At 66.1% G+C, this 14,057-nt stretch carries 16 protein-coding genes; 9 read left to right on the forward strand and 7 right to left on the reverse strand.

Features of this window, described 5'->3' with window-relative positions:
* Window positions 1-86: 86 nt before the first annotated feature.
* From FA87_RS19285 to FA87_RS19300, 4 genes are all read right to left on the reverse strand, one after another.
* Entirely contained in the window at window positions 87-1,106 is a 1,020-nt protein-coding gene (locus FA87_RS19285; protein ID WP_036108917.1) for a LacI family DNA-binding transcriptional regulator, read from the reverse strand.
* A 328-nt stretch (window positions 1,107-1,434) separates the two neighbouring features.
* Window positions 1,435-3,036 (reverse strand): PepSY-associated TM helix domain-containing protein, encoded by a 1,602-nt coding sequence (locus tag FA87_RS19290; RefSeq protein ID WP_052191462.1) that lies wholly within the window; start codon window positions 3,034-3,036, stop codon window positions 1,435-1,437.
* 4 nt (window positions 3,037-3,040) lie between these two features.
* Window positions 3,041-3,304: a hypothetical protein gene (locus FA87_RS19295; RefSeq protein WP_036108913.1), complete on the reverse strand. Its 264-nt coding sequence runs from the start codon at window positions 3,302-3,304 to the stop codon at window positions 3,041-3,043.
* Window positions 3,304-3,573: a hypothetical protein gene (locus FA87_RS19300; RefSeq protein WP_043696919.1), complete on the reverse strand. Its 270-nt coding sequence runs from the start codon at window positions 3,571-3,573 to the stop codon at window positions 3,304-3,306. Before FA87_RS19300 ends, FA87_RS19295 begins: the two co-directional genes overlap by 1 nt.
* Window positions 3,574-3,917: 344 nt before the next feature.
* Here FA87_RS19300 and FA87_RS19305 point away from each other — a divergent pair, with 344 nt between their 5' ends.
* The 7 genes from FA87_RS19305 to FA87_RS19335 all read left to right on the forward strand — a co-directional run bounded on the left by FA87_RS19305 (window position 3,918) and on the right by FA87_RS19335 (window position 8,962).
* On the forward strand, window positions 3,918-4,352 hold the full coding sequence (locus tag FA87_RS19305) for a hypothetical protein (protein WP_051943115.1): 435 nt from the start codon (window positions 3,918-3,920) through the stop codon (window positions 4,350-4,352).
* A gap of 70 nt (window positions 4,353-4,422) precedes the next feature.
* Window positions 4,423-5,052 carry a 16S rRNA (guanine(527)-N(7))-methyltransferase RsmG gene (gene rsmG / locus FA87_RS19310; RefSeq protein WP_043696922.1) on the forward strand — a complete coding sequence of 210 codons (630 nt, stop codon included), beginning with the start codon at window positions 4,423-4,425 and terminating at the stop codon, window positions 5,050-5,052.
* 83 nt (window positions 5,053-5,135) lie between these two features.
* A complete protein-coding gene (locus FA87_RS19315) occupies window positions 5,136-5,990 on the forward strand; it encodes a ParA family protein (RefSeq protein ID WP_043696923.1) in 855 nt (284 codons plus the stop codon).
* Between the two features lie 9 nt (window positions 5,991-5,999).
* Window positions 6,000-6,872: a ParB/RepB/Spo0J family partition protein gene (locus tag FA87_RS19320; RefSeq protein ID WP_036108901.1), complete on the forward strand. Its 873-nt coding sequence runs from the start codon at window positions 6,000-6,002 to the stop codon at window positions 6,870-6,872.
* 25 nt (window positions 6,873-6,897) lie between these two features.
* A complete protein-coding gene (locus FA87_RS19325) occupies window positions 6,898-7,431 on the forward strand; it encodes a sigma-70 family RNA polymerase sigma factor (protein WP_051943113.1) in 534 nt (177 codons plus the stop codon).
* Window positions 7,428-8,165: a DUF3379 family protein gene (locus FA87_RS19330; protein WP_043696925.1), complete on the forward strand. Its 738-nt coding sequence runs from the start codon at window positions 7,428-7,430 to the stop codon at window positions 8,163-8,165. Before FA87_RS19325 ends, FA87_RS19330 begins: the two co-directional genes overlap by 4 nt.
* 80 nt (window positions 8,166-8,245) lie before the next feature.
* Window positions 8,246-8,962, forward strand: coding sequence for a glycosyltransferase (locus FA87_RS19335; RefSeq protein ID WP_036108895.1), 717 nt, complete (start codon window positions 8,246-8,248; stop codon window positions 8,960-8,962).
* Here FA87_RS19335 and FA87_RS19340 read toward each other — a convergent pair.
* Window positions 8,959-9,909 carry a patatin-like phospholipase family protein gene (locus FA87_RS19340; RefSeq protein WP_052191463.1) on the reverse strand — a complete coding sequence of 317 codons (951 nt, stop codon included), beginning with the start codon at window positions 9,907-9,909 and terminating at the stop codon, window positions 8,959-8,961. The genes FA87_RS19335 and FA87_RS19340 overlap by 4 nt on opposite strands.
* Window positions 9,910-9,922: 13 nt before the next feature.
* Window positions 9,923-10,915, reverse strand: a complete 993-nt coding sequence (locus FA87_RS19345) for a YafY family protein (protein WP_036108893.1) — start codon at window positions 10,913-10,915, stop codon at window positions 9,923-9,925.
* A 196-nt stretch (window positions 10,916-11,111) separates the two neighbouring features.
* Here FA87_RS19345 and FA87_RS19350 point away from each other — a divergent pair, with 196 nt between their 5' ends.
* Both FA87_RS19350 and FA87_RS19355 read left to right on the forward strand, forming a co-directional pair.
* Complete coding sequence (locus FA87_RS19350) at window positions 11,112-12,041, forward strand: hypothetical protein (RefSeq protein WP_052191464.1); 930 nt, start codon at window positions 11,112-11,114, stop codon at window positions 12,039-12,041.
* A 31-nt stretch (window positions 12,042-12,072) separates the two neighbouring features.
* Complete coding sequence (locus tag FA87_RS19355) at window positions 12,073-12,936, forward strand: DUF481 domain-containing protein (RefSeq protein ID WP_036108890.1); 864 nt, start codon at window positions 12,073-12,075, stop codon at window positions 12,934-12,936.
* A gap of 196 nt (window positions 12,937-13,132) precedes the next feature.
* Here the strand turns inward: FA87_RS19355 and hemC are convergent, their stop codons facing one another.
* The gene (gene hemC / locus FA87_RS19360; protein WP_043696929.1) at window positions 13,133-14,053 is read right to left on the reverse strand and encodes a hydroxymethylbilane synthase; all 921 of its coding nucleotides are present in this window, start codon (window positions 14,051-14,053) and stop codon (window positions 13,133-13,135) included.
* Window positions 14,054-14,057: the final 4 nt, after the last annotated feature.

The raw sequence follows: 14,057 nt of genomic DNA on the forward strand, positions 1-14,057 counted from the left end.
CGGACCGGTGGATGTGCGCAAGTCCTGTGTGTCGCCGTCCTGGTAAACCAGCCACGGCCCGGCAAGCCGTGTTGCGTCAGGGCCGGTCAGGCCCGTCGTCTTACCGTGTCGTTGCCGCCACACGAGGCGCGCACGACAAGTTCGGTGCCGACGACGCTCGGCTCAGGCGTGGCGTCATCGGGTGATTCGATCATTCCGGCAAGACGGCCGAGCGCGGCTTCGCCGAGTTCGGCGATCCGGATGCGCACGGTGGTCAGCGGCGGCGAGACATAACGCGCCATCGGGATATCGTCGAAGCCGGCCACCGCGATGTCTTCGGGCGTGCGTACCCTGGCTTCGGCCAGGGCGGACAGGCAGCCGATCGCCATCATGTCGTTGGCGGCGAAGATCGCGTCGGGGCGCGGCACCATCGCAAGCGCCTGCTTACCGGCGCGATAGCCGGATTCCTCAGTGAAGTCGCCGGGCAGGATCGACGCACGATCGCCGAGGCCGGCGGCTTCGAGCGCGGTGCGATAACCACGGCAGCGTTCCTGCACGTCGTGGTTCACCTCGGGTCCCGCGATGAACACGATGCGCTTGCGACCCAGCCCGAGCAGGTGCTCGACCATGGCGCGGGCACCACCGAAATCGTCGACGTCGAGGGACGCCTGGCGCTCCGAGCGGACGTGGCTGTTGATCAGCACCGTCGGCACGATCACCGGAAGGTTTTCGTCGAGGAAGGCTTCATCGGCGTGCGGGGACATCACCAGCAGGCCGTCGACCCGGCCCTGCATGGAACGCAGGGCGATGGCGGCTTCGGTGGAGTCGCCGTGGGAACTGGAGACCAGCAGATAAAGGCCACGGGCGCGTGCGGCGAGATCGATGCCGCGGATCAGTTCGGACCAGAACGCACCGTGCAGATCGGGAAGCAGCGCACCGATGGTCTGGGTGCGACGGGTGATCAGGCTGCGGGCGCCGCTGTGCGGCACGTAACGCAGGCGTGCGGCGACATCGCGGATCCGCTTCTGCGTTTCCGCCGTGACGCCGCCGTGTCCGTTGAGGGCGCGAGATACCGAGGCCACCGATACGTTGGCCATTCTCGCGACGTCTTTGATCGTCACACTCACGTGGTTATCGCCCTTTACCCCTGCCCCTCCCGGGGCTGACGGCGCGGAACGTAAACGTTTTCATAGGAGCTTGTAAAGCGTGCGAAATCAACCGCTTGCTGCACTGCGGTACGAAATGATGTGAAGTGCGATACCACTTGGAGCAGGCCACCAAAAATGCGCATATGTTCAGTGCCTTGAGTGGTATGTAAGCGTTTGCGGCGGTGCAGCAGCGGTGTGCGAGCTTTGCATCACGAACGTTAATAACTGTCGTGCTCAGTAACGCGCGTTACGTGGAAATGCCGACGTTTCGAAAGTCCCTGCGACTCTTGCGGCCGCAGGGCGACGCTCAGGCTTCCCGCGCCTTTGTCGCCACGTGCTGGGGATCCCGGCGGCGCGACGACCACACGCTGCAGGGATCGCCTTCGACCGCGCGGCGACGCGTGGCGACGCCAAGCCAGGCGAATCCGGCGCCCATGGCGATGGCCACCAGATCGAGGCCGAGGACCTCATAGCGACCTTCGCCCAGCATGCGCACCAGGCGGTCGTGATGGACCGCGATATCGAGAACGCCCACCGCCACGCTGACCGCCGCCGTTGCGAACAGCAGGTCGACGGCCGCTTTGGCCGGCTTGCGCCAGAACGTCCACAGGATGGCGAGCGCAAACGTCGCGAAGCACACGGGCTGAACCAGCGACGTGGCCTCGATGCCGGAGAGCCCTCCGAGCAGGTTGCCCAGGAAGGTGCACGAGATGGCGAAGCACGAGCCGATGCACACGCCGACGGTCGCGGTGGCCATCGCACGCACCTTCATCGGCTGGTCCGCCTGGCGGCGTTTGCGGCGCGTCTCTATGTAGAGAAGGTTGCCCGAATAGAAAAGGAAGGCGCCGGCGAGGCCCAGCAGGAAGTACAGCCAGCGCAGCGACAGGGAACCGAAGGTACCGAAGTGCAGGCCGAAGATCGCCGAGTAAGTCGCGTGGTTCGCGTCCCGGGCGCCGGTCACCTGTACCTTCATCACGTGTCCGTCCACCGCATCGAGCGCGACCATGCCGTACTCGCCCAGAGTCCTGGTCGACGTGCCGCGCACTTCCGCCGCCGCTCCCTGATGACCGTAATGCACGTAGCGCATGTAGTCGGGCTCGAAATCCGCCGCGCCCGCGGCGATCGCGGCCTGCCGTGCCCGCGCGCCCAGCTCGGCCGGGGTCAGCATGACGGCACTGCCGCCCTTGTCCTTCGTCTCCGGCAACGCGCTGGTCATCCGCTCGAACGCGCCCATGAGCTTGCCGTCGAAGGCCACCGTGTTGAAGGCGACCAGCATCACCAGTGTCAGGCAGAGCAACGCGCCGGTGACGGCGAAAATGATGTGGAAAGGCAGACTGAGAATACCGATAACGTTGTGCGCGTCCTGCCACAGCCGCTTTAGGTTGTGGCCCGGGCGCAGCGCGAACATCTCGCGGACGAGATTGGGCAGGTGAATCAGCACGCCGGTCAGCAGGGCCAGCCCGTAAATGATGCTGACCACGCCCATCAGGTAGATACCGATCGCGGGGATGCCGAGGTCGTAATGCAGCTCGTAGATGAAGTCGGCCAGACCGTGCTCGTGGTCTTCCGCATCGCGGGCCGCGGTGTCGTCCAGCGACTGGGTGCGCCAGCTGCCGTCCTTTTCCATCCAGTACGCCGCCACTTCGTGCGACGGATGTTCGGCCGGGTACGTGACGCCGATGCTTTCGCCTGCCGCGGGATGTCTGGTGACGATGTCGGCGAGCATCACGTGTGCGCGGTCCAGCGCGTCGGCCCGGGCCATCTCGGCACGCGGCACGGCCCAGGTGTCGATCTCGTCGTGGAACATGGTCAGCGCGCCCGCGTAGAACGCGATGAACAGCGCGAAGCCGGCCAAGAGGCCGGTCCAGGTATGCACGGTGGTGAAGGTGCGGATCGTGGAGGCTTTCATCGGCTCATAGCCCCGGCAGCGTGTGTTTGGCCACCCACAGCGCCGCGAAGGCACCCAGGTTGGCGACCGCCAGCCAGGCCCAGGCACGGGGACCGCTGCGGAACATATAGGTCGCGCCCATGATCCCGACCCAGAGCGGAAAGAAAGCCATCATCACCGGCAGGGTCACCGCCTCGCTGGAGCCCGGCCAGATCCAGATCACGACGGAAATGAGAGCCAGCGTGAGGGGCAGGCCGAGCAGGATGCCGGCGAAGGTCTTGGCGAGCATCAGCGAGGCTTCCGTTCGGTGGCGGGCCGGAACAACCAGGTGACGTAGGGCCATGCCACGGCGCCGAACATCAGGGCTGTCAGGGCGGCGAAGACGCCTGGCAGCGACGTCTCGGCGGCGATCCATGCCAGCAACGCCATCACGGCGAACACCCACGCTCCGATGCGGCCAGCTCGACCGATCGGACGAGCCAGCAGTCGCTGGTTGCGCGAGCAGAGATAAGCGAGCGCCATGGCGATGAGCGCCGCCAGGCAACCGAGGACATTCATGGGACACGCCGGACAAGTGACTGATTGATAATTATTATCATTTGCTGGCGGGAGAGCAACGCGTCGGGCCGTTACGCACTGCGTATGGCGAAAGGCCCGGTCGCGACGGCGAGAAGCTCTGGGAAATTTCTCAATGGATGGGCCGAATCGCCGGGATTGGTGGTCAAACGGTGACCACTGCTCAAGTTTTAACCAAACCGTCCGCTAACTGAATACGGGGGGTTCGTAAAACTAGCGTTAACCCCTCTCGTTAAATTAGAATTAACACCTCACCGATCATCGTCATGGCGTGTCTCGCTATGCGATGCGACAGGAATCGCCGATAACCGATTGATGTAGCAGCCATGTTGACCACCGCCCTCATCGCCACCACCGTCATCGCCTTCGCTCTTGCAGCGGCGTCGGTTCGTCGCATTCCCGAGGGTCAGGTCTACAGCGTTCGCCGTCTCGGCGGCGCCACGTCGCTGCTCACCGCCGGTACGCACGTCGTGCTCCCGGTGATCGATCGCGTTGCCCATAAGATCGACCTCGGTGGCCAGGTGCTGCGTTTCGACGGCGGCACGGTCTACTGGCAGGTCCTCGAGCCGGAAGCGGCCGATGAAGTGATCGACGACGCGCCGGAAATGATCCGCAGCAACGTCGTTGCCGCCCTGCGCGACTCCGCCACGGCTCACCATACCGATCGCCGCGCCTTCGGCACCCAGCTCAAGCACGCCGTCAACGGTTCGCTGCGTGCCCGCGGCATGCTGGTGACCCGCGTCGAACTCGACGCGGCCTGATCGGCTCACGCTGGCGCCATCGCGCCAGCGCTTCCATACTCTCCGGTCCATCGTTTCCATCCGGTGTCGCATGACTGCGCGCGAAGCCCTGCAAACCCAGCTCGAACGCGGCATCGCCGTCCTCCGTGTCACCCTCCCGGAGGATGCGGTCTCCCGTCTGCTCGACTACCGCGAGCTGCTGGAGCGCTGGAACTCGGCCTATAACCTCACCGCGGTGCGCAACGCGGACGAGATGGTCACGCGGCACCTGCTCGACTCGCTGGCTATCATTCCCTTCGTGGAAGGCCGCACTCTTGCCGATCTGGGCACGGGCCCAGGCTTGCCCGGTATTCCGTTAGCCATCGCCGAGCCGGCGCGCGAAGTGCTGATGGTCGACTCCAACGGCAAGAAGGTCCGCTTTCTGCGCGAGGCCATCCGTTCGCTGAAGCTGACCAACGGCCGCGCGCTGCAGAGCCGCGTGGAAGAGGTCGAGGGCACGTTCGAGTGCATCACCGCGCGTGCCTTCGCCAGCCTGGCCGACATGCTCGGCTGGGGCGGCCACCTGCTGGCGCCGGGCGGCGTATGGCTGGCGATGAAGGGCAAGCATCCCGCCGAGGAGCTGGACGGCGTGCCCGATGGGTTCAAGGTCGAGGCGATTCACGCGCTGACCGTGCCGGGTGTGGAAGGTGAGCGGCATCTCGTGGTGATTCGGCGGGACTGAACCACCTGCAGGCTGTCTAGGGCGAAACCACCCGTCGATGCTACGCTAACGCCCTTTCCGCGCACGGCAGCGAACCACAGCCCATGGCCCGCATCATCGCAGTCGCTAACCAGAAGGGCGGCGTTGGCAAGACCACCACCTCCGTCAACCTCGCCGCGGCCCTGGCCGCCGCGAAGCGTAAGGTGCTGCTCGTCGACCTGGATCCGCAGGGCAACGCGACCATGGCCTCGGGTGTGGACAAGTACGAAACCAAGCCCAATGGCTGCGAAGTGCTGCTCGATGAGGTCGGTATCGCCGACGTTCTCGTCCGTACCGAAGCCGCCTTCGATCTTCTTCCGGGCAATGGCGACCTCACCGCCGCCGAGCTGAAGTTGATGGACGGTCTGGCGCGCGAGCACCGCCTGAAAGAACAGCTGGGCAAGGTGTCGGATAACTACGACACCATCATCATCGACTGCCCGCCGTCCCTGCACCTGCTGACGTTGAACGCGCTGACCGCCGCCGACGGCGTGCTTATTCCCGTGCAGTGCGAGTACTTCGCGCTCGAGGGACTCTCGAGTCTGCTCGACACCATCTCGGCCGTGCGCCAGCGCCTGAATCCGCAGCTCGAGGTCGAAGGCCTGCTGCGGACCATGTACGACGTGCGCAACAACCTCGGTAACGAGGTGTCGGCCCAGCTGACCCAGCATTTCGGCGACCAGGTGCTGCGCTCGATCATCCCGCGCAACGTGCGTCTTGCCGAGGCGCCCAGCCACGGCCAGCCCATTCATCTGTACGACCGCGGTTCGCGCGGCGCCATCGCTTACATCGGTCTTGCCGGCGAGATCATCCGCCGCGAGCGCGCCCGCCACGCGGCGGCCGGCGGCGACGTCGCCGCGGAGCCCGCTGTCGACGAAGCGGCGACCGGCGCCTCCGACGCCGCCCCGACGACTTCCTGAGGAACCCCCATGGCAGCACCTAAGAAACGTGGTCTCGGCCGTGGCCTGGATGCCCTGCTTGGCGGCGGCACCGGTCCGGAGGCGCCTCCCTCGGTGATCGAGCAGGAAGGCGAGCTGCGTACGCTGCCCATCCATCAGATCCAGGCGGGCAAGTACCAGCCGCGCCGGCACTGGAACGACGAAGCCCTCGACGAACTGGCCGCCTCGATCAAGGCCCAGGGCCTGATCCAGCCGGTGGTCGTCCGCGCCATCGGCAAGAACAGCTACGAGCTGATCGCCGGTGAGCGCCGCTGGCGCGCTGCACAGCGTGCCTCGATGAGCGAGATCCCGGCGCTCGTGAAGGACGTGCCAGAGCAGTCCGTGCTGGCCATGGCGCTGATCGAGAACATCCAGCGCCAGGAGCTGACACCGCTCGAGGAAGCCCAGGCACTTCAGCGCCTCATCGACGAGTTCGACCTGACCCACCAGCAGGCGGCCGATGCCGTGGGCCGGTCGCGCGCGGCGGTCTCCAACCTCCTGCGCCTGATCGACCTGCCCGAGTCGATCAAGCAGCTGCTCGACCAGAGCAAGCTCGAGATGGGCCACGCCCGCGCCCTGCTGACCCTGCCCGCCAGCATTGCCGAGCCGCTGGCGCTCGAGGCGGCACGCCACGGCTGGACCGTGCGCGAACTGGAAGAAGCGGCACGCAAGGCCCAGCTGGCGCCGAAGGGCAAAGCCAAAACCAATGCGGTCGACCCGAACATCGCCAACCTCGAGCGCGAGCTGGCCGAGCGCTTCGCCACCCGTGTCGAGCTGGCGCACGGTCGTGGTGGCAAGGGCAAGCTCGTCATTCATTACCACAGCCTCGACGAGCTGGACGGCATCCTGACGAAGGTCCGCTGAGCGGCCGGCCTGAAAGGAAATCCGTATGCCTCCGGTCCATAAGGACGTGAACCCGAAGCAGCGCCAGTACGAAGCCATGGTGCGCGCCCTGTCGGCCGACCTTTACCGGTTCGCCTTCTGGCTGTCGCGCTCCGAAACCGTCGCCCAGGATCTGGTCCAGGAGACCTTCCTGCGCGCGTGGAAGAATCTCGATGCCCTGCGCGACGCGGAATCGGCCAAGCCCTGGCTGATCACCATCCTGCGCCGGGAGCATGCCCGGCTCTACGAGCGCAAACGTTTCGACACGGTGGAGCTGGACGACAGCGTCCCCGAGGATGCTGCCTTTGCCAGCCCCGAACGGAGTGGCGACGCCGCCCAGGTGCGCGACGCTATGCTGAAATTGCCTGAAAAATATCGGGAGCCGCTGGCCATGCAGGTACTGGGCGGGATGAGCTGCGACGAAATCGCCGAAGCCACCCAGCAACAGCCGGGCGCGGTCATGACTCAGTTGTTTCGCGCCCGTCAGCGCCTCAAGGCGATGCTTGGCGGACGTGCCGCGGCTGAAGGGGGACGGACGTGAACTGCCTCGACTTCCGCCGCCGGATCACCGCCGAACCGCGTTCCCGCGATGCCGACCTGTTGGCTCATCGCGACAGCTGTAAGGAAGGTTGCGCCCCGTTCTGGCAGCGTGCACAGCGTTTTGAGGACGACGTCGAATCGGCGTTGGCGGGCATTCCCGTGCCCGACGGGCTGGCCGATCGCATTCTGCTCGCCCATGCGACCGACGAGCGTCGCGGACAGGTGCGCCGACGCCGCTCGTGGATGGCCATGGCGGCATCCGTCCTGATCGCCTTCGGCGGTGTCGGCCTGGTGTGGCGTCACATGGATGGCACCTCACTGCCCGCGCTCGCCGTGGCGCACATGCCCTGGGAAATGGATTCCCTGAACATGACTCGCCCCATGACCGATGCCCAGGTCGAAGCTGGGTTTGTCGGCCGTTCCGCCCATCTGAAGGGGCCCGCCCCCGCTGGCGTCACCTATGTGCACGACTGCACCGTGGGGCCGTACCCGGCGGTGCATCTGGTGACGCGGATGAACGACGAGCCCGTGGTCGCCCTCTACATGCCCGGCAAGATGAGCGATGCCGACAGCGACTTCCACCGCGACGGCTGGGATGGACGGCAGATCGCCCTGAGCGGCGGTACCCTGGTGGTGATGGCGCAAGGCGCGAGCCGCAACACCATGGACGCCGTGGCCCGCGGTTGGCGCGAGGCCATCGAGGGGCCGGTCGCTCCCAGCGTCGGCCAGATCTGAACGAACGGCCGCTTTCGCGGCCCCATGGGCCGCCGCTTGGGCGATAATGCCGCCCCGAATCCTCCAGCCCCGGAAAAGCGATGACCGACCTCGCCGTGGTCGTGCCCGTCTTCAACGAGCGCGACAACATCCCGCCCCTCCTCGCCGAGATCGCGTCGGCACTGCGTGGCCGGATCGACTTCGAGATCATCTACGTCGACGACGACAGCACCGACGACAGCGTCGCCGTGCTGACCGCCGCCCGCGCTCAGTACCCGGAACTGCGGATCATTCGCCACGTTACCCGAAGCGGCCAGAGCACGGCCGTCTGGAACGGTGTGCGCAACGCGCGCGCGCCGTGGATCGCCACGCTCGACGGCGACGGCCAGAACGACCCGGCCGATATTCCGAAGCTGCTCGAGGCGCGGGCGGGCGCGGCACCGGATCTGAAGCTGTTCGCCGGATGGCGCGTGACCCGTCGCGACAGCTTCAACAAGCGGATCTCGTCCAGGGTCGCCAACGCCGTGCGCTCGCGCATGCTCAAGGACAGCACCCCGGATACCGGCTGCGGCCTCAAGCTGTTCGAGCGGGAGACCTTCATGCGGCTGCCCTATTTCGACCATATGCACCGGTATCTGCCGGCGCTGGTGAAACGTGCGGGGTTTGCCAGCCAGAGCGTGCCGGTCGGTCATCGTCCGCGCACGGCGGGCACCTCCAAGTACGGCATGCTGGACCGCCTTTGGGTCGGCCTCGCCGACCTGCGTGGCGTGGCGTGGCTCATGCGCCGCGCCAAGGTCACGCGTACCGAAGAACTCTAACCAAGGTGCAGGTGCCGCGGCTGCCAGCTGTCGAGCATCTGCTCGGTACGCACGCGACCCAGTTCGATCAGCTCGCGCGCCCGGTAAAACTCGTACACCGTGGACACGTTGCGCGGGATCTCGATCAGCAGGTCGGGCGGATAGGCCGCCAGACGCAGGCGCGACAGGTTGGCCTGCATCAGGTCCATCGACTGGGTCATCAGGTCGAACGCGCCGGGGTCCTTGAGCTTCGGCTTGCCGTCGCCGGCGGGTAACACCCGTCCGAAGAGCCGCCCCAGCTTCGCCGTGTAGCCATGATCGGCCACGGCGGTGACGTTTTTCTCGGGCGGCTTTTGCATTTCAGCCGCGCCATCGACGCTTACCGCGAACACGTAATCGGCCTCTTCGCGCATCAACGGCAGGACGGGCAACGGGTTGAGCAAGGCGCCGTCGACCAGACGACGACCTTCATGCGTATAGGGCCGGAACAGCGTCGGAATGGCGATCGATGCACGTATGGCGTCGAACAGCGGCCCGCGCGTCAGCCAGACTTCGCGTTCCCGGTCGATGTCGGTCGCCACCGCCGTATAGGCGATCGGCAACTCCTCGATATTGACCTCACCGATCAGCTCGCGCAGCGCGGCCATGATCCGGTCGCCCTTGATGAAGCCACCGCCGGAGAAGCTCCAGTCGACCAGACGCAGCACGTCGAAGCGGGCCAGCGTGGAGACCCAGTCGCGATAGATGTCGAGCTTGCCCATGCCGTAGATGCCGCCGATCAGCGCCCCCATCGACGTGCCGGCAATGGCGACGATCTCGAAGCCGCGCTGTTCGAGGACCTCGATGGCACCGATGTGGGCCAGACCCTTGGCCGCGCCCGCCCCGAGGGCAAGCGCGACGCGGGGTTTACGGGGTTCAGTGCTGAGAGCGGGCAGGGCGCCGGTTTCGGCGATATCGAAGTCACTCATGTAACGGCGGCGCTCAGTGGGAGTGGTTCGAACCGTTCTGGTAACCGGACAAGGCCAGTTGCAGCAGGATCTTCATTTCTTCGCGTAACGGCAGCGGTGCGACGATCTCGGCGTCGGGACCGTACTTCAGCACGTCCATCAGCAATTCGCGGGAGTTGGAATACGGCACCTTGAGCTCGTAACGGCCGTCGCCCAGCCATTCGCCCTTCTGCTGCGAGTGCCAGTGCTCGTCGGCCACCCAGCGTGCGGCATGCGACGAGAAGCGAATGGTCGCCCAGGCCTTCGGCTTGCCGGCAAAGATGCCGTAGCTGGACGCGAGCAGATCGTTGAGCTCGGCATCCTCGACATCCCTGGCTTTCGCGTCGAGCGCCTGCGGATCGGCGATGCGGTCGACGGCGAAGCTGCGCAGCGCTTCGCGGTCGTGGTCCCAGACATCGAGGTACCAGTTGTCACGATAGTGGGTCAGGCGCTGCGGCGAGACCGTACGCTTCGTGTCGGAATTGGTGGTGCGCGCGCGGTAGCGGAAGCTGACCTGACGTCGCTCCAGCGTGGCGCCCGCGACGATGCGGAAGACCTGCTGGTCCATCTTCCGCGCACCCCAGGAAATCACCCGGATGCGATCGACCGGCAGCGCCTTGCCGCTGCCGTGATCGGACAGCAGACGTTCGATGCGCGCCTTGAACGGCGCCAGGGCGCCGGCGAGCACGCCTGGGTCGGAGCGGCCGATCAGTTCGTTCAGCGCCATGAGGGCGGCCAGCTCGTCGCTGGTCAGCCACAAGCCGGGCAATTCAAACGAATCGCCCTCGCCCGCCTCGTAGCGGAACGACGCCTGCTCGCCTGCGACGCTCTGCACGGGCGCGCCGAGCGCATCGCGCAGGAAGGCCACATCGCGGTATAGCGTGGCGCGTGAACACTCCAGCTCGTCCATCAACCGGGACAGGGGTACCGGGTAATGGGCGGACTTCAGGAGTCGGTGCAGGGTGAGAATGCGCTCGTAGCGGTCCATGTGTGTCGCCGGCAGGATGGAGCTTCGGAAAGTGTGTCCGCGCGGGCGTGACGCCCGTATCTACGCGGGCCAAGCATGGCGTCGCCGGGAGCCGTCCGCAAGGGAGTCTCGCGGGCGTCGCGACATGCCCGTTTGCGCCGGGCGCCATAAGGCGCAAAAATGCCGCTTTGCGATTCGCCGAAGGCCCTCCCCGACCATGGCGGAACCCAACGACGTCCCTTCCGTCGCGCTGGATCCCCTGGACCGGCCTGGCGAAGTCACGCCCGTCCAGAGCCTCTTCTCGACGCCCGGTGTCGTCGTCCAGACCGCGATGGCGGCCGGCTATGGCCTGTGGATGGTGCTGGGCACGGCCCTGGCGCTCGGCCTGTATCCCGATGGCCGGGGCGAGGTACTGGTCCCGCTCTCGATCGGGCTGGTACTGGTAAGCCTCGGCCTCGTGGCCACGTGCCTGCGCCTTTCCTTCGCGCCGGCGTGGCATGGCTGGGACCCCGTCAAGCGCATGATGCCCACGGCCGAGGGCATGGTGGCCATGGCCAATTACCTGCCGATGCTGGCGCTTGCCGGGCTGGCGCGGGGTGGCAACGACTTTTGGGCGACGCGGCTGGCAGGCGCCGCGCTGATGCTCTGCAGCCTCGCCACGCTGGTCTATACGGCGCGAGGTGCCTCACGCCATCTGCCGCTCTCCGTGGCGTCGGTCGCCAATGCCTTGCCCCTCGGCCGCACCGTATCGGCGTTGTTCGCCGGCGGCCTGTGGTTCTGGCTCTGCGTCGCGCTGCAGAGCGAGGTCCCGATCAATCCGCTCAATCCGTGGCGACTCGCGCTTCTCGCGGTGGCGCTCGCGCTGGGCGTCGTCGAGGGCATGCGCTGGCGTGCCTTGCGCCAGCTTGCCGAAGAGAGCGGTGCCACCGGGTACTTCACGACGGGGCGGACGGCGGTCTCGTTGCTGGCCTGGCGCTTCACCGTCGCGGTGCTCTCGGTCGGTTTGCCCTGCGTTTTGCTGGTTTCGCACCCCGCGGGACCGCTGCTGCCGGTGGCCGCCGGTCTGGCCGCGTTAAGCTGCATTATCGGTCAATGTCTCGAGCAGCGGCTTTATGGCCGGGCTTACGCACAGTGGGTTCACGGCTGACGCCACCTTCCATTCCATCTACGGGTAGACGATGAAAAAACTCCTTCTCGCCACGCTCGTCCTTGCCGCGCTGCCGTTCACCGCGTCGGCCCAGGACGCGACCGCCAATCCGGCTGCCACTCCCGACCAGAACGCCGACGCCGCGAAAAACGGCGGGTGGACCGGCAACGGCGAATTCGGCTTCGCGTCCTCGCGGGGCAACTCCCGCTCGGAAAATGCCAACGCCAAGATCGGATTCAATCAGGAAAACGAGCTGTGGAAGAACAACTTCTACCTCAACGGCCTGCGCTCCAAGGGCGAAGTGGATGACGGGGACGGCAACAGTCAGTTCAGCACCACGGCGAACCGTTACGACACCGGTGCGTCGGTGGGCTACAAATTCGATCCGCGCAGCTACGTGGTCACGGCGGCGCGTTACGAGCACGACGACTTCGGCGCCAATCTCTGGCAGGGCATCGTGTCGGTCGGCTACGGTTATATCGCTCTGAAGAACGAGAAAGCCGAGCTGTCCTTCGAAATCGGTCCCGGTTTCAAGCGCTATCAGCCGGCGAAGTCGACCCGCGACCTGGTCAACGCCGACGGCACACCGGTACTGAATGCCGATGGCACCACGGCGACCGAGGAATACAAGCCCGACGCTGAAAGCGAAGTGGTCGGCCGTGGCCTGATCAACGCGAAATACCGCCTGACCGACAACACGGCACTGGAAGACACGCTGCTGGTGGAAGCGGGCTCGAAGAACCAGTACTACCAGAACGACATCGGCCTCTCGGTCAGCATGACGAAGAAGCTGGCGCTGAAGATCGGCTACCAGATCCGCTACAACAGCGACACGCAGCCGGGTACCGTCAGCACGGATAAGCTGACGACGACTAACCTGGTTTACAACTTCTAAGCGAAGCGCGCCTCGTTGCAGGAGCGCCCTTTTTTGTAGGAGCGCGCCCTGCGCGCGAAAAGCCAACGGAGCGGTGAAGCGGTAGCCTTGCCGCATCTTCGCTTCGTTGGCTTTTCGCGAGCAAGGCGCGCTCCTACGACAGCAGCGGCCAGCGTCAGCGGCAGTAAGCGTGAGCCGTTGCCAGCGTCGGCCGCCGCTAGCGCTGCGGTTTCAGAAACTCTTCGGCACCCAGGCCGATCAGCATCGCCGCCACTTCGTGGCCCAGTGTTACCGGATCGCCCGAGGCGTTGTCGGCCTGCGCATGCAGCAACTCGCCAGTGAGCGCATTGCCGACCATGCCGTGAAGCGTGAGTCCGTGTTCCGCGACCACGCACCACGCACCGATCGCCACGGCGCAGCTGCCACCCAGCTGCTCGTTCATGGCGCGCTCCGCGTTGACGGCCAGCAGCGTGTCTTCATCCGTCAGTACGGCCAGCAGCTCGTTGACGCGAGTGTCGCTGGCGAGGGATTCCACCGCGATGGCACCCTGCCCCGGTGCGGGCAGCCAGTCCGGGCTAGCCAGGCGTGCGGTGATGCGATGGCCGAGGCCGAGCCGCTCGACGCCTGCGCAGGCCAGGATGATGGCGTCGTAATGCCCCTCGTCCAGCTTGGCCAGTCGGGTGTTCACGTTACCGCGCAGGTCCAGCAGTTGCAGGTCGCCGCGGACGGCGCGCAGCTGTGCCTGACGCCGCAATGACGAAGTACCGACCCGGGCGCCGTTCGGCAGGTCGACCAGCGTGGCGTAGTCATTGCTGATGAAGGCGTCGGCGGCATCGGCACGCGGCAGGATCGCCGACAGCGCGAAGCCGGGTTCGAGCTCGGCGGGCACGTCCTTCAGCGAATGCACGGCGATGTCGGCGCGACCGTCCTGCATCGCGACTTCGAGCTCCTTGAGGAACAGGCCCTTGCCGCCGATGGTCGCCAGTGAGCGGTCGAGGATCTCGTCACCCCGCGTAGAAAGCGGAACCAGTTCCACCACCAGGCCGGGATGCGCCTGGCGCAGAAGGCTGGCCACGTGTTCGGCCTGCCAGAGGGCCAACGCGCTCTTGCGCGTGGCGATGCGAAGCGGTGCGGTCATGGGA

The sequence above is a fragment of the Luteibacter sp. 9133 genome (assembly GCF_000800155.1).
GTDB classification, from domain to species: Bacteria; Pseudomonadota; Gammaproteobacteria; order Xanthomonadales; family Rhodanobacteraceae; genus Luteibacter; species Luteibacter mycovicinus.